Genomic DNA, 18,037 nt, shown 5'->3' with positions numbered 1-18,037 from the left:
AACATCGCTGACCTGCGGAGACACCCTCATCGAAGGCCGTACCACCTGGTGGCTCGGCGCTGGTGATGCCGCCGGGGACACAGCGGATGCGGAGTGCCGTGCCGCGTCCCAGCATGGACTCATGGACGGAGGTCGCGACAGTGCGGTGAGCCGGGACGGCGGGATCGGCCGGGCGAACACGGACGATGCCCGCCACCCGCTCGAGGAAGCCCGCCGGGCCCTGGTCTCGGCGGGCCGCCATGTCATGACACCGGCCTCCGTCTCGACGTGTCTGGGCACGGACGAGCAGGGGTGGGCACGGTTCGCCGCACACTGGGAGGACTTGGCCCCGGACCCCTACGCGGCCGAGACGGGCACACGACGGCTGCGGCGCTACGGACACTTCTCCCTGTCGCGCGCGGGGGAGGTCCGGGCGCGGCCGCATCTCGCCTTCGTCCAGCCGGAGGAGAGCAATCCGCTGTACGTGGAGGTGAACCGCTACTTCGAACCCCTGACCGAGGCCTTCCTGCGTGAGCCTCTTCTCACCTCGCTGCTGCGCATGCTCGGCCAGGTCGCCGCATGCCTGGACGGCGCGGACGAGTGGACCGTCAAGGTGCATCCCTTCAGGGTCGTGGCCGAGGCCGGAGCCGAGGGGCAGCCCACGCCCGAGGGCCGGCACCGCGACGGAGTCACTCTGGTCACCTCCTTGCTCGTCGACCGCGTGAACGCCGTCGGGGGTGAGAGCACGGTGTACGCCCTGGACGGCGCCGAACTGCTGACCACCACTCTCAGCCGTCTTGGCACCCTTCTTCTCGGCGACGACCGTACGACGTTGCACGAGGTCTCACCGGTCCGCCCGCTGGACGCCCGCCTGCCCGCCCACCGGGATGTACTGGTCACCACTCTCGCGCCGTGCTGAGCGTGCTGTCCGGGCCGGGGACACGCGGCAGGCGATCGCCACCCGGCCGATCGGCCACCGGAGACTCACCAGAGGCCCCTGCGGGGGCCTTTGGGCTGTGCCGGGCCCCGTCCGCGGACGACGCGGCGCTCTGCGGCGCCGGCCTCAGGGCCCGGGGAGTTCCGGCGGCGACCGTTCCCGGGCCCGGGCCGCGGCTCCATCGGATCGAACGGCCACCCACGACGCCGGATGAGCCGGACATGCCGGATGTGCCGGACGACGGTCAGCGCGACCAGAAGCGAGAGACCGCGCCGACCGTCGTCGTGGCGGGCCGCCCGCACACCGGCCCCCGCCCCGCCCCGGTGCGCGGACAGCTCTCCCGCCGCGCCTGATCGGAAGCGGCGCCGTATCGCGTCGGCCCCGGAACGGAGAACTGGCTCGGGAGCGCGGGAGCCGGACCGCTCGGCCGTCACCGCGCCCGCCCCGAACGGACGGCCGCCCTCCTCGGCCTGAGCCCGGGCCTGACCCCGGAGAGCGGCGGGTCCGGGGTCCTGTCGGCCTGCGCACGGCCTTCGCGCGCCTGCCGGTGACCCGCATCCGGTCCACCGGCGATCAGCAGGCCCCCGCGCCGCCCGCCCGTCGCGCGCCCGGCCCGGCCGACCGGCCCGCCGGGCCGGAGGCCGCACCTCGATCATCTCGATGTCCCGACGACTGCCCGGCCTGGCGCGCCCGACGACGTGCCCTCGACGAGGCGCCCGCCCTGACGGCGTGCCGCCCTGACGGCGTGCCGCCTGACGGGGTGCAGGGCTGGCGACCCGTCAGGGGCGACCTCACGGAACCGCTCTGCGGGACTGCGCTGCGGCGGTGTGTGCCGTATCACCCCGCTCAGAGTCGCCCAAGTTGTCTAAGTCACAGCGGAAATGTCCTTTTGGCGTCCATGCTCGACAGGCGACACGGCAGCGGCTCCCGACGCGGAGCCCGTCGGGACGGGCGCGAAGTCCCCAAGAGGCCCGTGGCGCAGTCCTCGTGACGTTCCTCCTCGTACCCTCGAAAGGTGCCCAACATGGCCGCTTACCTCTGTCCTCCCGCCGTGATACACGGTGAGCACGCCGTCGATACCAGCCAGATCGTGGCGGAGGTGCGCGACCGGCACCCGCATGCGGCGTGGGCGCCGCGGATCGACGGCATCGCGGCAGGCACGGGCATCGAGACCCGTGGATGGATGCTGCCGCTGGAGACCGCCGTCGCGCCCGGCGACGGCGGCGCCCTGCGGGCTGTCGGCGCCGGACCCGCCCAAGAGGCCCTGGCCCGCGACGGGTTCGCGCAGCAGGACGTGGACCGCGTGATCGCCGCCCTCGAGGCGATACCCGCGCCGCAGACCGTCCAGGAGCGCACCGCCCCGGCCTGGGAAGCCGTGCAGTCCTACGGGGAGCGCGCGGCGCGCGGCGCCCTGCAGATCGCCGGCCTGGACGCCGCGGACGTCGACTGTCTGATCACCAGTCACTCCACCACCCCGGCCCTGCCGGGTCTGGACCTCTCCCTCACCAACAGGCTCGGGCTCCGCAACGACGTGCTGCTGCTGCCGGCCACACAGTGGGCCTGCGTCGCGGGGACCCGCTCCCTGGCCCTCGCGGCGGATCTCGTGGCCGCGGACCCCGACCGGGTGGTCCTGGTCGTGATCGCGGAGGCGCTGAGCACGACCTACCAGCCCGCGGACGACACCCTCGAGTCCCTGATCGTCCGGCTGCTGTTCGCGGACACCGCGGTCGCCGCGGTGGTCACCGGCCGGCCGAGGCGCGAGTCGGTGCTGCGGCTGGACGCAGCCTGGCACCACACCCTGCCCGGCACGCAGGACCTGCACCGCCTGGACACGCGGGCGGACGGCACCCACTTCGTGATGGACCGGCGCGGGCCGCGGGCCGTACAGGAGACGGTCACCGCGATGTGGGAGTGGCTGCGCGTCCGGTACCAGGACGACCCCGACTCCTGGCATCCCGACGTGCTGCTCGCCCACCCCGGCGGCACCCGGGTGCTGGAGTACATGGAGCAGACGATGCCCGACACCTGGCCCTCGGGGCTGCTCCGGTACAGCCGCGACAGCTACACGAGCGGCAACCGCGGAGGCGCGGCCGTGTTCGACATCCTGAGGCGGGCGCATGACGCCGGTCAGAAACCGGGCGATCACGCCGTCCTGTACGCGGCGGCGCCGGGCCTCACCGCCACCGCCCTGGCCGGGGAGTGGCTGTAGCGCGAGCCCACGCCACCCTGGCGGCGTGGCGGCGAGAGGGCACGTCCGCATCTCCGCTCGGACCGGTCGGGCCCGGCGAGCGGGTCGGCCCATGGCCGATGACGATCCCGCCACCGCTCATGTCACCGGGCGGTGCCGGGCGGTGCCGGGCGGCGCCCGGCAGCGTCGACGGCGCCGCCCGTTCCGTCGAGCGGCGCCCTTCGTGCCGTCGGCGGCGCCGGCCGACGCGCACGCCGCCCCGGCTCACGACGCGCCCGGGTGCGCGGGGCGCGCGCCGCCCGTGGACGCGTCACCCCGCGACTTCCGCCCACACGACCTTGCCGGTGTCCGTCCACCGCACACCCCAGCGGGTGGTGAGCCTGTGCACGATGTGCAGGCCGCGCCCGCCGTCGTCGAGGAGGCCGCCCGCGCTCAGACGCGGCCTGCCGTTGCCGGTGTCGCCCACCTCGCACAGCAGGCCGTGACCCGCCCTGATCAGCCGCACCGTGATGGGGCCGGTGGCGAAGCGCACCGCGTTGGTGACCAGCTCGCTGATCAGCAGCGTCACGTCGTCGCGGGACACGTCCCTGGTGTGCCATTGCCGCAGCAGCGCGGAGACGTGCGCGCGGGCGCGGGCCGGCGCGTCCTCGCGGGCGGGCAGCCGCCAGGTCGCGGTGTCGCCCTTGCGATAGCCGATCATGCGCGCGAGCAGCAGCGTGACGTCGTCGCGCTGCCGCGCGGGCACCAGCGTGGAGACGACGTGCCGTGCGGCCTGCTCCAGGGCGTCCCAGGGGTGCACCGTGGACACGACCTCCGCCAGCTTGCCGATGCCCTCGTCGATCGACAGAGCCGGATCCTCCACCAGACCGTCGGTGTAGAGGGCGAGCACGGAGCCCGGCGGCGTTTCGAACGTGTGCACGTCGAACGGCTCGCGCAGCGCGAACTCGGTGCCCAGACCGGGATGAGGGCGCAGCGCGAGCGGGCCCGCCTCGCCGTTCGGAAGAACGAGGACCGGGGGCAGATGGCCGGCGCTGGAGAGCGTCATCTGGTGGCTGACCGGGTCGTAGAGGGCGATGCAGCAGGTGGAGCCGAGGGCGCTGTAACCGGCGGCCAGCCCGGACTCCGCGTCGTCCAGCAGGGTGATGGTCTCGTCCAGGTGCTCCAGCACCTCGTCGGGGGCCAGCCCCGCGGACAGCAGCGCGCGTGCCTCCATGCTCAGCTGGCCCATGGTCGCCGCGGCCCCCAGGCCGTGCCCGACGACGTCGCCGACCACCAGCGCAGTACGGCCGTCCGCCAGCGGGAAGCTGTTCACCCAGTCGCCGCCGACGCCCGCGCTGTCGGGGGTGGCGGGCTGGTACACGCTGGCGATGTCGACGGTGTTGCCGCCGGTCCGGGGCAGCAGCCGGCGCTGCAACGCCAGCACCTGGGTGTGCTCGCGCTGGTGCTGACGCGCCAGGTCGACGTGATGGGCGGTCCTGGCCACCAGCTCCTGCAGATCGAACAGGTCGCTGTCGTGGAAGGGGCGGTTCGCCCTGCGCCAGACCTCCGCCACGCCCAGCACGACGGGCGGCTCGCCGTCCAGGACCAGGGGTATGCAGGCCACGCTCGCCGACCGGTCGCCGGGCACCAGGGCCCGGATCACCCGCGGGCTGCCGAGCAGCCGCTCGACCGACTTCCGGTCCGGTATGACGATGGCCTGCGGAGCGTCGTTCCGTCGTACCGCCTGCGCGAGCAGGCGGCTCGCGTCGCCCGGAAGGTCGCCGCCCGGAGTGACGTAGCCCTCGGGCCAGGCCCGGTCCGGGACCAGGGCCGCCCGCCGCAGCCGGATGCGCCCCTGCGCCCGCTCGGTGACTCCCTCGCCCGTCCACACGGCGAAGTCGAGGTCGACGGCGGCCACGTCCCCCCAGGCGAGCAGGGACTCCGCCAGCGACTGAGCGGTCTCGCCGATGTCCAGCGAGGTGCCGATCGCGGTCTCGGCCGCGTACAGATGCAGTCTCCTGGCCATGGCGATCAAGGAGACCGTCAGGCCCTCCTGGGGCGCCGCGGCGGGCAGGATGCTCATCGAGACCACCAGCTCCGACCCGTCGCCGCGCCGCAGGCGCTGGATCCGGGCGACGTGCGCCTCGCCGATCTCCAGGACCTGCCGCAGCCGCCGGGTGACCGTCGGTACGTCCCCGGGGGGCAGGAGGTCGGCGAAAGGGCTGCCGGGAACGGCGTCGAGACCCGCGAAGACGGCGGCGTCCAGATTGCTGCGGGTGATCCTCAGATCGCCGTCCAGGTTGACCACACCGAGGATCTGCTCCTGACGGTCGGCCGGCGGGCCCTCGGAAACGGGCGGGTCCGACGCACGGTCCTCCCGCGCATCGTCGGGATCAGCGGCCGCAGCTGATCCGCCGCCCGGGACGTAGCGCCCCAAGGCGCTGCTGACCAGGTCGAACGGCGACGAGGAGGAGGGCGTGGAGTCCATGCGGCTCTCTCGGCAATCCCCGGCACGGCACCGGGGTCGTTACTCGGATCCGTGCGACAGGGCCCCGAGATCCCCGACCGCACACCTCATTGAATAACACCGGGGGGCGCACCGCCCACACCAGCGGATCGCACAGGCCCCCTGGACCAGGGAGGGGGGTGAGGGCGTGGCCGTCGTCCGCGCGGTGCGACCGAGGTCGCCGCCGACGGCGCGACGACCGCGCTGCTCACCGGCGTGCGGCGGAGCGGCTGACCGGGCCGTGGCGCACAGGCGCTGACCGGAGGCTCCGCCTAGCTGCCCCGCCGCCTCCCCTGGGTCCTGCCCCCGAACGCCGTGGACGCCGTGGACGCCGTCCCTCGTGTCGATCCGGCGGTCGGCGTCCGCAGTCCGACCTTCGGTCATCCTGCGTCCGGCATCGGCAGTCCGACCTCGGCCGCTTGCCGGCCGCGGTTCAGCAGGGCGAGGAACCGTCCGCCCGCGGGTACGCCCCCGACGCCGCCGACAGAGCTCCACCGGGGTGCCGCCGGGGCTGCCGTCAGTCGGTGTCGGGGGTGCGAATGGCCGCGATGTCGAATTGCAGACGCACCTTCTCGCTGACCATCGCGCCGCCCTCGGCCAGCCGGGCATTGTAGGTGAGGCCCCATTCCGAACGGTCGATCGTGGTCGTGCCGTCGAAACCGGCGCGTTCATATCCGAACGGATCGGTGACATGCCCTATGTAGGTGAGTTCGAGAACCACGGGACGAGTGGCGTTCTTGATGGTGAGATCGCCGGTCATGCGGTAGACGTCCGAGTCGACGAGTTCTACGGCGGTACTCGTGAAACGCATATGCGGATATCTCGCCGCGTCCAGGAAATCCCGGCCGACGAGGTGGGCGTCGCGCTGCTCCACGCCGGTGTCGACGCTGGCCGTGGACAGCAGGATCTCGGCCCGTGAGCGGGACGGGTCGCGCCCGTCGAACCAGAGGCGGCTGCGGTACTCGGTGAAAGCGCCGCGCACCGTCGTGACCAAGGCATGGCGAACGGAGAAGCCGATGCGGCTGTGCGCGGGGTCGATCATCCAATCTCCGGACAGCGCCGCCAGAGCGGGATCCGGCCGCAGGCCGGGCGGGCCGACGGCGGGTTGCGGAGCGGCGGGGGGCGCCGGACGTCGGGTGGACGCGCCGCGGGTGAACAGGTTCATGGTTCACCTGGTTACTGCACCGCGGAAATCGTCGCAAGCGGCCCCGGTCGGCGGCGACGGATCGAATCCGTACCGAAAGGCCTATACGCAGGCACCGCGCGTTCGGTGGGTACAACATCCACACATTCCCGTCACCGAAAGGTCAAGGGGAGAGTTCACGGAGAGCCCCATGGCATGACTTGCGAAAGCCCTTGGAATCAACTCCAGCGGCGACTCCCGCAGCCGTTCGAGACGTGAGTTCCGTCCGCGACGGTGCGGCGAATTCCGGCCGTTTCGGCGCCCCGGCGCCGAGCGGCAATTCCGGCCCCGTTCCCATGAGGGGCCCCGTCCCGTCAGGGGCCGCCCGTCGAGGTCGCCCCCGCCTGCCGCGCACGGCGACGGGAACTGTGCGCGATGTCTTGACGTGTACGCGGCACGATGGCTTTATGGGAGCGCTCCCACATAGGTCTCCCTCCTTCTTCCGCCTGAGTCTCTCGGCCTCACTTCTGGAGTCGCAGTGAGAACGACAAGAAGCACGACCACGAGCACCGCGCGAACGCACCCCGTGCGCAACCCCTTGGGCGCGCTGCTGACCAGACTGGCGGCCCTCCTCGGCCTGGTCCTCGTCGGCGCGCTGTGCCCGGCCGTCGCACACGCCCAGGAGCAGGTCCGCTCGCCCGGGACTCTCGCAGCCGGTCTGCACATTCGCGACGGCCGCCTGGTCGAGGGCAACGGGAACGACTTCGTCATGCGCGGCGTCAACCACGCCCACACCTGGTATCCGGGCCGGACGGCGCAGTCGCTCGCCGACATCAAGGCCATGGGCGCCAACGCCGTGCGCGTCGTCCTCGCCGACGGCCACCGCTGGAGCGCGAACAGCTCCTCCGACGTCGCGAACGTCGTCGCCCAGTGCAAGGCCAACCGGCTCATCTGCGTCCTGGAGGTACACGACACCACCGGCTACGGCGAGGACAGCGCGGCCGGCACGCTCGACCAGGCGGCCGACTACTGGATCGGCCTCAAGGACGTGCTGGCCGGCCAGGAGGACTACATCGTCGTCAACATCGGCAACGAGCCGTGGGGCAACACCGACCCGGCGGGCTGGACGGCGCCCACGATCGCCGCGGTCAAGAAGCTGCGCGCCGCCGGATTCCGGCACACGATCATGGTGGACGCCCCCAACTGGGGACAGGACTGGCAGGGCGTGATGAAGGCCAACGCCCGGTCCGTGTACGACGCCGACGCCACCGGCAACCTGATCTTCTCGATCCACATGTACAGCGTCTTCGACACGGCGGCGGAGGTCACCGACTACCTGAACAGCTTCGTCGACGCCGGACTGCCTCTCGTGATCGGGGAGTTCGGCGGTCCCGCCGACCAGTACGGCGACCCCGACGAGGACACCATGATGGCCGCCGCCCAGCAGCTCAAGCTCGGCTACCTGGCCTGGTCGTGGAGCGGCAACACCGACCCGATCCTCGACCTGACGCTCGACTTCGATCCCGCCCGGCTCAGTTCCTGGGGCAAGCGCATCTTCAACGGCGTCAACGGGATCGCGCAGACCGCGAAGGAGGCCACGGTCTTCGGCGGGGGGACCCCGGGCGACACCCAGGCGCCCACCGCCCCCGGCGCCCCGACCGCCTCCGCGGTGACCGCGACCTCGGCCACCCTCACCTGGACAGCCGCCACCGACGACGTCGGCGTCGCCGGCTACGACGTCGTGCGGATCGACGGGACCACGGAGACCGGCGTCGCCGCGTCGACCGCCCCCACCGCCACCGTGACCGGCCTGACGGCTCACACGGCGTACACCTTCGCCGTCTACGCCCGTGACGCCGCCGGCAACCGCTCCGCCCGCTCGAGCGCCGTGAACGTCACCACCGCCGACGCACCCGCCGTGGCCTGCTCCGTCGGCTACCGCGTGGTGGGGGAGTGGCAGGGCGGCTTCCAGGGGGAGATCACCCTGCGCAACACCGGCTCCACCCCCGTCAGCGGCTGGCGACTCGCCTTCGCCTTCGCGGACGGCCAGAGCGTCACCACCATGTGGGGCGGAACCGCCGCCCAGAGCGGCGGCTCGGTGAACGTGACCCCCGCCGCCTACAACTCCACCGTCCCCGCGGGCGGCTCGGTCACCGTCGGCTTCATCGGCAGCAAGGGCGCGACCAACACCGCACCGACCGCGTTCACGCTGAACGGCGGTGCGTGCCGGACGACGTGACGGCCGGAGGGCCGGGCTGCCGGGCCGCCGACCGGCGTGAGGTGCTCGCCGCCTCCGCCGGTCATCGGTCCCGCCCGACCACCGGGTTCGCGGACTCCGGCCCCCCTCGGGCACCCCGTACTGTGTGCCCATGTCCACGACGCCCCGCTGGCTCAACGCCGACGAACGCCGAGCCTGGCTGGCCTACGTCGAGTTCTCCACGCTGCTCGCCGACCACCTCAACCGCCAGCTGCGGCGCGACGCCGGGATGACGCACGCCGACTACAGCCTGCTGGCCTACCTCTCCATGGCGCCCGACGGAGCCCTCGGCATGTCGGACCTCGCCCAGCGCCTGAAGATCACGCGCAGCCGGCTCACCCACGCGGTGAGCCGGCTGCGCGAGGTCGGTCTCGTCGACCGCAGGGAGGATCCCGCCGACGGCCGCGGTCAGCTCGCCTTCCTCACCGAGGAGGGCAGGGCGCTGCTGGAGGAGGTGGCCCCCGGACACGTCGAGGCCGTGCGCCGGGCGGTGTTCGACGTCCTCACTCCCGAACAGGTGCGTCAGTTCGCGGACATCGGCGAGGCGATCAGCCAGGCCCTGCACCGTGCCGAGAGCGTCGAGGCCGACCCCGCGGCGCTGCCCTGGCGCCGCAGGTAGCGGGGACGGGGAGCGCGGCGGTCCGGTCGCGGCGGTGAGCGGCGGTCCCTCGCGGGGCGGGGCAGACCGGGCGGAACGCGGGCGGCCGGGTCAAGGAATCGGCGGGGAATCGAGAAGAACGGGCCGACGGTCCGTACCTGGGGGTACCGGGGGCCGCCCGCCCCTCCGACCGCGCCACCGATCCAAGGGACGTACCTCGTGAACGCAACCGCCGCCATCGGCGTCACCGGCCTCGGCGTGATGGGCCGCAACCTCGCGCGCAACTTCGCCCGCAACGGCTACACCGTCGCCGTCCACAACCGCAGCGCCGGTCGCACCCGCGCGCTGGTCGAGGAGTTCGGCCACGAGGGCGCCTTCGTCCCCGCCGAATCGGCGGCCGACTTCGTGGCGGCGCTCGAGCGTCCCCGACGGCTCATGATCATGGTGCAGGCGGGCGAGGTCACCGACGCGGTCATCGAGGAGTTCGCCCCGCTCCTGGAGCCCGGCGACATGATCATCGACGGCGGGAACGCCCACTACGCCGACACCCGCCGCCGCGAGGAGGCCCTGCGCGAGCGCGGGCTGCACTTCGTCGGCGCCGGCGTCTCCGGCGGCGAGGAGGGCGCGCTGAACGGGCCGGCCGTCATGGTCGGCGGCTCCTCCGAGTCGTACGACGTCCTCGGCCCGATGTTCGAGTCCATCAGCGCGAAGGTGGACGGCGAGCCCTGCGCCACCCACATCGGCACCGACGGCGCCGGGCACTTCGTCAAGATGGTGCACAACGGCATCGAGTACGCCGACATGCAGCTCATCGCCGAGGCCTACGACCTGCTGCGCCAGGTCGCCGGCTACACCCCGGCCGAGATCGCCGACATCTTCCGGACCTGGAACGAGGGCCGCCTCGGCTCCTACCTGATCGAGATCACCGCCGAGGTGCTCGCCCACACCGACGCGGACACCGGGAGTGCCTTCGTCGATATCGTCGTCGACGCCGCCGGCCAGAAGGGCACCGGCCGCTGGACCGTGCAGACCGCCCTGGACCTCGGCTCTCCGGTCACCGCCATCGCCCAGGCCACGTTCGCCCGGGCCGCCTCCGGCCAGCGCGAACTGCGCGCCGCCTACGCAGGGCTCCCCGGCGGCACCACGCCCCCGCTCAGCCGCACCGAGGCCTCGCGGTTCACCTCGCAGGTCGAGCACGCCCTGTACGCCTCGAAGGTCATCGCCTACGACCAGGGCTGGAAGATGATCCAGGACGCGGCCGGAGAGTTCGGCTGGAAGATCGACCTGGGCGCGGTCGCCCGGATCTGGCGTGGCGGCTGCATCATCCGGGCCTCGTTCCTCGACCGCATCCGCGCCGCGTACGCGGCCGACCCGGAGCTGGTCAGCCTGCTCGGGGAGATGGAGTTCGCCATGGAGATCACCGACGCGCAGGTGCCCTGGCGCGAGACCGTGGCCTCCGCCGCCCGCCGCGGCATCCCGGTGCCGGCCTTCTCGGCCGCGCTCGCCCACTACGACACGCTGCGCGCGGGGCGGCTTCCCGCCGCCCTGCTGCAGGGCCAGCGTGACTACTTCGGCGCGCACACCTACGGCCGCACCGACCGTCCCGGCGCGTTCCACACCCACTGGGCCGAGCCCGGCCGCCCGGAGACCTCCGCCTGACGGATCCGCGAACGGCGGGGGCGGGACACTCGACGAGTGTCCCGCCCCCGCCGTTCGGCGCCGTCGAGTGCCCCGGTCAGAGGCTCGTCGCCGGGTACGTCGGGTACTCCACGCCCGAGACGTGCTGGACGACGCGGACGACCTGGCAGGAGTAGCCGAACTCGTTGTCGTACCAGAGGTAGAGGATCGCGTTGTCGCCGTCGACCTTGGTGGCGCCGGCGTCGATGATCGAGGCGTGGCGCGAGCCGATGAAGTCCATGGAGACCGCGTCCGGCGCCGTGGTGAAGTCGATCTGGCGCCGCAGCGGCGAGGTCAGCGAGACCCCGCGCAGGTACTCGAGGACCTCCTCGCGGTCCGTCTCACGGCCGAGCCGCAGGCTGAGGATCGCGATCGAGACGTCCGGCACCGGGACGCGGATCGAACTCCCGGTGATCGGCGCCTTGAGGTCGGGAAGCGCCTTGGCGACCGCGGAAGCGGCGCCGGTCTCGGTGATGACCATGTTCAGCGGTGCCGAACGCCCCCGCCGGTCGGCCTTGTGGTAGTTGTCCAGCAGGTTCTGGTCGTTGGTGAACGAGTGGACGGTCTCCACATGGCCGCGCTCCACCCCGTACTCGTCGTTCATCGCCTTCAGCGGCGGGACGATCGCGTTGGTGGTGCAGGAGGCGCAGGACAGGATCTGTTCGTCCGGCTTGATCGTGTCGTGGTTGACGCCGTGCACGATGTTGGGGACGTCGCCCTTGCCGGGCGCGGTCAGCACCACCTTGTCGATGCCGGGCCGCAGGTGCTGGGAGAGGCCCTCGCGGTCCCGCCACTTGCCGGTGTTGTCGATCAGGATGGCGTTGTCGATGCCGTATGCCGTGTAGTCGACCTCGGACGGGTCGTCGGCGTAGATGACCGTGATCTCGTTGCCGTTGGCGATGATGCGGCTGGTGGCCTCGTCGACCGTGATCGTGCCCTGGAACTGGCCGTGCACGGAGTCACGGCGCAGCAGGGACGCCCGCTTGACGAGATCGTCGGCGGCCCGGGTCCCGCCGCCGCGCACCACGATGGCGCGCAGCCGCAGACCGTTGCCGGAGCCGGACTTCTCGATCAGCAGCCGGGCGACGAGCCGGCCGATGCGGCCGAAGCCGTACAGCACGACGTCGCGCGGCTCGCGCCGGTCGATCTTGTTCGCGCCCGTGGCGCCGGCGACGGCCTCGGCGGTGAAGTCCAGCACCGACAGTCCGCGGTCGTCGGCCCGGTGGCTCTCGGCGAGAATGCCGATGTCGATCTGGGCCGGACCGAGGTCGAGGGTGGTGAGGGCCTCCAGGAACGGCAGCGTCTCGGTGACCGAGAGCTCCTCGCCCGCGATCTGCCGGGCGAAGCGGTGGGTCTTGAGGATGCTGACCACCGACTTGTTCACCAGGGAGCGGCTGTGCAGCAGGACGGTCACGTCCCGTTCGCGGTGCAGCTTCCCGATCATCGGGATCATCGACTCCGCGATCTCCTCGCGGTTCTTCCAGTCAGTGAACGAATCGTCGTTGAGCGTCACGGGCCTATCTTTCGAGCTAGGTGGCGCTCATATGCTAACCCTAGGGATTTCTGATCATTCAAGCGGGCCCCCGCTCAGGTGTGCGGGGGCGTGCGGAGGGGGCGTGCGAGCGGAGACGCCGGGGGGAGGGCGCCCAGGTGGACGGCCTGGGCGGGGGTCGGGGCGAGGGCTGCGGAAGCGCCCGCCGGGCCGGTCGGTCAGAGGGTGTCAGGACCGGCCGGAAGGCTGTTGCGGCGAGGGATGCCGAGGGCGCACAGGGCTCCGGCGAACACCACCGCGACGCCGATCCACACCGCGGGATGCAGCCCGTCCACGAACTGCTGCGGGTCCCGTGTGCTGCCGTGGGCCACGAACACCGTGCTCAGCACGGCGATGCCGAGGGCGCCGCCGATCTCACGGACGGTCGTGTTGGCGCCGGACGCCTTGCCCGCGTGGTGCCGGGGGACCGAGCCGAGCACGACCGCCGCCGTCGGGGCGAACACGAGGCCCATGCCGGCGCCGGCCACGATCATCGGTGCGACCAGTGAGGAGTACTCCGTGTCGACGCCGGAGACCAGGTTGATCCAGCCCAGGCCGACTCCCTGGAGGAGCAGGCCCAGGGCCATCAGCCGGCCGCCGCCCACCCTGTCCGTCAGCAGTCCGGCGACGGGGGCGACGAACATCGGCATCAGCGTCCAGGCCAGGGTGCGCACGCCGGCCTCCAGCGGGGTGCGCGCGGGCACGATCTGGAGGTACTGGGCCAGCAGGAACAAGGAGCCGAAGACGCCGAAGTACATGGTCGCCGAGACGACGTTGGTGAGGGTGAAGGACCGCGCCCGGTAGAACGACAGCGGCAGCATCGGCGCCGGAGTCCGCGCCTCCCAGGCGACGAACGCGGCCAGCAGCGCCACGCCCGCCGCGAACGCGCCCAGCACCTTCGCCGACGTCCAGCCGTCCGGCTCGCCGTGCACGATCGCCCACACCGCCGCGCACAGGCCGGCCGCGGCGAGCACCATGCCCACGAGATCGAGCCGGACGCCGGGCAGCGAGCTCTCCCGCAGGGCGAACAGCACCAGCGGGATCGCGATCACGCACACCGGCACGTTGATCCAGAAGATCCACCGCCAGTCCAGGCCGTCGACGACCGCGCCACCGACCACCGGGCCCATCGCCACGGCCAGACCGCTGATCCCGGACCACACGCCCAGCGCCATGCCGCGCAGCCGGTCCGGGACGGCCTGGGAGAGCAGCGTCAGCGACAGGGGCATGACGGCCGCCGCGCCGAACCCCTGGACCGTGCGGAAGGCGATCAGCTGGGCGCTGGTGTCGGCCAGGCCGCAGCCGACGGAGGCCAGGGTGAACACCGCGATGCCGGCCACGAAGACCCGCCGCCGCCCGAACCGGTCGCCGAGCGCGGCGCCGGTCATGAGCAGACAGGCGAAGCTGAGCACGTACGCGTTGACGAACCACTGGAGTTCCTGTGTGTCCGCCCGCAGGTCGACGGCCAGGGTGCGCAGGGCCGTCGAGACGACGAGGTTGTCGAGCGCGACCATGAACATCGGCACGCTCGCGGCGACGATCGCGAGCCACAGAGGTATGCGACGGCGCGCGGGCGGCGGGGCGGCGGCCTCGTCGAGGACCGGGCTCTTCTCGGACAGGGTCATGACGGATGCCTTCTCTCCGGTGACGCACATGGGAACATTGGATACCTCTGCTCTCTATATTGGAGAGTAGAGGTATCCAATAGTCGGGGCAAGGCCGAACAGCGAACCGGAGCCGATCGCATGCGCATCTCCGAACTGAGCCGCCGTAGCGGCGTCTCCGTGACGACGATCAAGTACTACCTCCGTGAGGGACTCCTCCCGCCGGGCCGTCAGACGGCCGCGACCCAGGCCGAGTACGACGACCAGCACCTGCACCGGCTTCGGCTGATCCGTGCGCTCACCGGCGTGCGCGGTCTGTCGGTCGGCGCCACTCGGGAAGTGCTCGACGCCCTCACGGAACACGCGGACGACACCCACCTTCTGCTCGGGGTGGCCCTGGGCTCCGTCCAGGTGGGCGGGAAGCCCGCCGAGGGCGCCGCCGAATCGGCCGAGTCGGCCGAAGTCGCCGCACTCGTCCAGGAGTTGGAGTGGTGCGTGCACGACGCGGCGCCCGCGCGCGCCGTCCTCGCCGAGACCCTCGGCTCCCTGCGCGCCCTCGGCCTCCCGCTCGATCTGCACACCCTCCTGCCGTACGCACGGCTCGCCGAGCGCACCGCCGTCCTCGATCTCGACCAACTCGACGGACTCGACGACCCGTTGGAGGCTGCCGAGCGTGCCCTTTTGCTGACCGTCCTCCTCGAGCCCGCGCTGATGGCGCTCAGGCGGATGGCCCAGGAGAACGAGTCGGCCCGCCGTCACCTGCCGTGACCACCCGGCTCCGGAACGTCCAGGGGACCCTGGCGCCCGGAGCCGAGGCACGAGCCGCCGGTGCGGCTGAGAGGCACATGTCATGGAGCGGCGCCCGGTGCCCGGCGCCCGCTCCGGGCCGCGGTCCGGCCGTCGCGGGAGGCGGACGACGAGGCGCTCCCGCCCGGCCGGGGGATTGAGCCGCGCAGGGTCGGGTACGCGAGGCGGACCGTCGCTACCAGGGAGCTTCCATGGAGACACCCGCGCACGACCGCTCGAACAATCCCGCCGCGCTCGCGCTGGACGCGCTGGCCCAGGACACCGAGAACACCGTCGCACTGGACACGCTCGCGCACTGCGACGTGCTCGTCCCGGTGCCGGAGGACGCCACCGACGAGGACGTCACCGACCCGACCACGGTCGCCCTGCCCGTCCTGGAACAGCCCGGGGGCGCGCCCGTGGTGCCGGTGTTCACGTCCGAGCCGGAGATGGCCGACCTGCTGCCGGAGATCGACCGCTACCGTCTGGTGCCGCTCGCCGCGCTCGCCGCGCAGTGGCCGAGCGGAGAGCTCTCCCTCTCCATCGACGCGGCCGGCGACCACCCGCTGACGCTGACCTCGGAAGGGGTGCGTACCCTGCTCGTCCGCTGAGGCACGGCGGGAGACGGGGGACCGCGCGCCTCCGGCACGCGGTCCCGCCCGGAGCGGGCAGCGCCCCGCGCTCCGGCGGGACGCGCCTCTCGACGGCCCGCGACGCCGGGGCGGCCGGAAACCGGCGGCGGCCCCTGGCCGCAGCGGGCCAGGGGCCGACGGTCGCCGGGATCAGGACCCGCTCAGCGTCCGTTCCAGCACCTGCCGCTGCAGCGGCAGCACTTCGGCGTGCAGGTCACGGCCCTTGCCGGTCAGGGCGACGTACACCCCGCGTCGGTCCTCTCTGCAGACTGACCGCTCCACCAGGCCTTCCTTCTCCAGGCGGCCGATGAGCCGGGACAGCGCGCTCTGGCTGAGATGCACCCGTCCGACGAGGTTCTGCACCCGGCACCGGTCGCCTTCCCGGGGCGCCTCGGAGGCGAGGACGTCGAGGACCTCGAAGTCGCTCGCGCCGAGGCCGTGCGGATGGAGCGCCCGATCGATCTGGCACATCGTGCGCGCGTGCACCGACAGGATGTCCCGCCACCGCTCCTCGAGGCCCGCCCCGGCCGTCTTCGCTGCCATACCCGCACGGTAACACCGACCGGCAATTCGTTGAAGGTGCAACCAGTGTGGTGCGGGCGGACGGCGGACCGTGCTCAGGCGGCAGGATCCTGGAGCAGCCCCACCAGGTTGCCGTCGGCGTCCTTCACGGAGGCGATCAGCCTGCCGCCGCCGACGTCATGGGCGTCCTCCAGCAGCTCCGCGCCCGCCGCCAGCAGCGCCGCGAGCCGCTCGCGCAGATCCGTGACGTGCCAGTAGGGAACGGGCCCGGTCATGCCCTTGGCGTGCCCGCTGGGGTCGAGACCGACGTCCTGGCCTGCGGCCTTGAAGCCGACGTAATAGGGCTCGTCGGCGTACGGCTCGACCTCCAGCAGCGCGCTGAACAGGGCCTTGGCCCGGTCGAGGTCCTTGACGGGGTAGATGACGGTCTGCAGGCCGGCTGCCATGGCGTTCTCCTCGGTGTGCGGTGCGTACGAACACGTCCGTGTGCTCGCACGTCTCACGCTAGGCCGGGGAAGGGCCGGACGGCTTCTCCGATCCTGACCGGTTGGGCCGAACCGACGCAGGAACCCACCTCGCCGGCCCCGTCGCTTCGCACGGGGCCGCCACGTGGGCGCGTGCCGCGGCGGACCCGAGGGGCGCGAGGCGGGCGCCGCCGCTCGGGGGCCCGGGCGGGCGGCGGCGCCCCTCAGGTCGACTCGCGCTTGACCAGCTCCGTCGGCAGGATCACCGCGGCAGGATCCTCGCCCCCGATCTGGGCGAGCAGCACCCGGACCATCTCGCTGCTGATGCGGTCCCAGGGCTGGCGGATGGTGGTGAGGGACGGGCTGGCCGCGGTCGCCGCGGGGGAGTCGTCGAAACCGCCCACCGCGACGTCCTCCGGCACCCGCCGGCCCGCCCGGTGCAGCGCCGTGAGCACGCCCTGCGCCATCAGGTCGGACGCCACGAACACCGCGTCGAGGTCCGGCGCCTGCGCCAGCAGCCGCTCCGCGCCCGCCTCGCCGCTGGCCCGGCTGTAGTCGCCGGAGACCACGATCCGCTCGTCGTACGCGACGCCCGCCTCGGCGAGCACCTCCCGGTAGCCGGCCAGCCGCTCCACACCGCCGGGGGTGTCCAGCGGCCCGGTGACCACGCCGACGCGCCGACGGCCCTGCGCGAGCAGATGGCGCACCATGTCCCGGGCGCCGTCGCGGTCGTCGGCGGCCACGTAGCTCACCTTGGACCCGATCCCGATCGGCTTGCCGCACGCGACCAGCGGCACGCCCGCCTCGCGCAGCTCCGTCGCGATCGGGTCGCCGGAGTGACTGGAGACCAGCAGCACCCCGTCGACGTGCCCGGCGGTGATGTACCGCGTGATGCGCCGCCGCTCGTCCTCGGTCCCGGCCAGCATCAGCAGCAGGGGGACGTCGTGCGCGGCCAGCGCCTGGGTGCAGCCGCGCAGCAGCACGTTGAAGTTGGGGTCCTCGAAGAACCGCTCCTGCGGCTCCGTCAGCAGGAAGCCCACGGAGTCGGAACGGCCGGTGATCAGTGAGCGGGCGTGCCGGTTCACGACGTAACCCGTTCTGCGGATGGCGGCGTTGACCGCCTCGGCCGCGGTCGGACTGACGTAGTGCCCGCCGTTGAGCACGCGCGAGACGGTGCCGCGCGAGACGCCCGCCTCCCGCGCCACGTCGTGGATGGTCGGCGGTCTGCGCCGGCCCCCGGCCCCATGGTTCATG

Annotated in this window: 15 protein-coding genes; 8 read left to right on the top strand and 7 right to left on the bottom strand. The window is 72.6% G+C overall.

Features of this window, described 5'->3' with window-relative positions; all coding sequences use genetic code 11:
• Window positions 1–121 precede the first annotated feature (121 nt).
• From IE239_RS18965 to IE239_RS18960, 3 genes are all read left to right on the top strand, one after another.
• A complete protein-coding gene (locus IE239_RS18965) occupies window positions 122–898 on the top strand; it encodes a 2OG-Fe dioxygenase family protein (protein WP_190150545.1) in 777 nt (258 codons plus the stop codon).
• A gap of 239 nt (window positions 899–1,137) precedes the next feature.
• Window positions 1,138–1,269, top strand: a complete 132-nt coding sequence (locus tag IE239_RS42980; RefSeq protein WP_268254518.1) for a hypothetical protein — start codon at window positions 1,138–1,140, stop codon at window positions 1,267–1,269.
• 671 nt (window positions 1,270–1,940) lie between these two features.
• Complete coding sequence (locus IE239_RS18960; protein ID WP_190150544.1) at window positions 1,941–3,125, top strand: beta-ketoacyl-[acyl-carrier-protein] synthase family protein; 1,185 nt, start codon at window positions 1,941–1,943, stop codon at window positions 3,123–3,125.
• A 289-nt stretch (window positions 3,126–3,414) separates the two neighbouring features.
• Here the strand turns inward: IE239_RS18960 and IE239_RS18955 are convergent, their stop codons facing one another.
• Together IE239_RS18955 and IE239_RS18950 are read right to left on the bottom strand one after the other, a co-directional pair.
• Complete coding sequence (locus IE239_RS18955; RefSeq protein WP_190150543.1) at window positions 3,415–5,571, bottom strand: ATP-binding SpoIIE family protein phosphatase; 2,157 nt, start codon at window positions 5,569–5,571, stop codon at window positions 3,415–3,417.
• Window positions 5,572–6,106: 535 nt separating this feature from the next.
• Entirely contained in the window at window positions 6,107–6,754 is a 648-nt protein-coding gene (locus IE239_RS18950) for a YceI family protein (protein WP_190150542.1), read from the bottom strand.
• Window positions 6,755–7,298: 544 nt separating this feature from the next.
• Here IE239_RS18950 and IE239_RS18945 point away from each other — a divergent pair.
• The 3 genes from IE239_RS18945 (at window position 7,299) to gnd (ending at window position 11,226) form a co-directional block, all read left to right on the top strand.
• Window positions 7,299–8,951 (top strand): cellulase family glycosylhydrolase, encoded by a 1,653-nt coding sequence (locus tag IE239_RS18945; RefSeq protein WP_229878182.1) that lies wholly within the window; start codon window positions 7,299–7,301, stop codon window positions 8,949–8,951.
• Between the two features lie 130 nt (window positions 8,952–9,081).
• A complete protein-coding gene (locus tag IE239_RS18940; protein WP_190150541.1) occupies window positions 9,082–9,588 on the top strand; it encodes a MarR family winged helix-turn-helix transcriptional regulator in 507 nt (168 codons plus the stop codon).
• 198 nt (window positions 9,589–9,786) lie between these two features.
• On the top strand, window positions 9,787–11,226 hold the full coding sequence (gene gnd / locus IE239_RS18935) for an NADP-dependent phosphogluconate dehydrogenase (protein ID WP_190150540.1): 1,440 nt from the start codon (window positions 9,787–9,789) through the stop codon (window positions 11,224–11,226).
• Window positions 11,227–11,302: 76 nt separating this feature from the next.
• Here the strand turns inward: gnd and IE239_RS18930 are convergent, their stop codons facing one another.
• Window positions 11,303–12,757 carry a glyceraldehyde-3-phosphate dehydrogenase gene (locus IE239_RS18930; protein ID WP_190150539.1) on the bottom strand — a complete coding sequence of 485 codons (1,455 nt, stop codon included), beginning with the start codon at window positions 12,755–12,757 and terminating at the stop codon, window positions 11,303–11,305.
• A 197-nt stretch (window positions 12,758–12,954) separates the two neighbouring features.
• On the bottom strand, window positions 12,955–14,400 hold the full coding sequence (locus IE239_RS18925; protein ID WP_190150625.1) for an MFS transporter: 1,446 nt from the start codon (window positions 14,398–14,400) through the stop codon (window positions 12,955–12,957).
• Window positions 14,401–14,520: 120 nt separating this feature from the next.
• Between IE239_RS18925 and IE239_RS18920 the strand changes: the two genes are divergently transcribed.
• Window positions 14,521–15,147, top strand: a complete 627-nt coding sequence (locus IE239_RS18920; RefSeq protein ID WP_190150538.1) for a MerR family transcriptional regulator — start codon at window positions 14,521–14,523, stop codon at window positions 15,145–15,147.
• 230 nt (window positions 15,148–15,377) lie between these two features.
• The gene (locus IE239_RS18915) at window positions 15,378–15,776 is read left to right on the top strand and encodes an SseB family protein (protein WP_190150537.1); all 399 of its coding nucleotides are present in this window, start codon (window positions 15,378–15,380) and stop codon (window positions 15,774–15,776) included.
• A 171-nt stretch (window positions 15,777–15,947) separates the two neighbouring features.
• Here IE239_RS18915 and IE239_RS18910 read toward each other — a convergent pair whose 3' ends face one another.
• The 3 genes from IE239_RS18910 to IE239_RS18900 form a co-directional block, all read right to left on the bottom strand.
• Complete coding sequence (locus IE239_RS18910; protein WP_190150536.1) at window positions 15,948–16,340, bottom strand: MarR family winged helix-turn-helix transcriptional regulator; 393 nt, start codon at window positions 16,338–16,340, stop codon at window positions 15,948–15,950.
• 74 nt (window positions 16,341–16,414) lie between these two features.
• Window positions 16,415–16,765, bottom strand: a complete 351-nt coding sequence (locus IE239_RS18905; protein WP_190150535.1) for a VOC family protein — start codon at window positions 16,763–16,765, stop codon at window positions 16,415–16,417.
• 242 nt (window positions 16,766–17,007) lie between these two features.
• Complete coding sequence (locus IE239_RS18900; protein ID WP_373308116.1) at window positions 17,008–18,036, bottom strand: LacI family DNA-binding transcriptional regulator; 1,029 nt, start codon at window positions 18,034–18,036, stop codon at window positions 17,008–17,010.
• Window position 18,037 lies beyond the last annotated feature (1 nt).

It is taken from the genome of Streptomyces humidus (assembly GCF_014649655.1).
GTDB classification, from domain to species: domain Bacteria; phylum Actinomycetota; class Actinomycetes; order Streptomycetales; family Streptomycetaceae; genus Streptomyces; species Streptomyces humidus.
This window is presented reverse-complemented; position numbering and strand designations above follow the sequence as displayed.

Excerpts from the sequence above, each read along its gene's own strand:
- IE239_RS18965 (WP_190150545.1), top strand. The coding sequence starts at position 122 with ATGGACGGAGGTCGCGACAGTGCGGTGAGCCGGGACGGCGGGATCGGC.
- IE239_RS42980 (WP_268254518.1), top strand. The coding sequence starts at position 1,138 with ATGCCGGATGTGCCGGACGACGGTCAGCGCGACCAGAAGCGAGAGACC.
- IE239_RS18960 (WP_190150544.1), top strand. The coding sequence starts at position 1,941 with ATGGCCGCTTACCTCTGTCCTCCCGCCGTGATACACGGTGAGCACGCC.
- IE239_RS18955 (WP_190150543.1), bottom strand. The coding sequence starts at position 5,571 with ATGGACTCCACGCCCTCCTCCTCGTCGCCGTTCGACCTGGTCAGCAGC.
- IE239_RS18950 (WP_190150542.1), bottom strand. The coding sequence starts at position 6,754 with ATGAACCTGTTCACCCGCGGCGCGTCCACCCGACGTCCGGCGCCCCCC.
- IE239_RS18940 (WP_190150541.1), top strand. The coding sequence starts at position 9,082 with ATGTCCACGACGCCCCGCTGGCTCAACGCCGACGAACGCCGAGCCTGG.
- IE239_RS18925 (WP_190150625.1), bottom strand. The coding sequence starts at position 14,400 with ATGACCCTGTCCGAGAAGAGCCCGGTCCTCGACGAGGCCGCCGCCCCG.
- IE239_RS18920 (WP_190150538.1), top strand. The coding sequence starts at position 14,521 with ATGCGCATCTCCGAACTGAGCCGCCGTAGCGGCGTCTCCGTGACGACG.
- IE239_RS18915 (WP_190150537.1), top strand. The coding sequence starts at position 15,378 with ATGGAGACACCCGCGCACGACCGCTCGAACAATCCCGCCGCGCTCGCG.
- IE239_RS18910 (WP_190150536.1), bottom strand. The coding sequence starts at position 16,340 with ATGGCAGCGAAGACGGCCGGGGCGGGCCTCGAGGAGCGGTGGCGGGAC.
- IE239_RS18905 (WP_190150535.1), bottom strand. The coding sequence starts at position 16,765 with ATGGCAGCCGGCCTGCAGACCGTCATCTACCCCGTCAAGGACCTCGAC.
- IE239_RS18900 (WP_373308116.1), bottom strand. The coding sequence starts at position 18,036 with ATGAACCATGGGGCCGGGGGCCGGCGCAGACCGCCGACCATCCACGAC.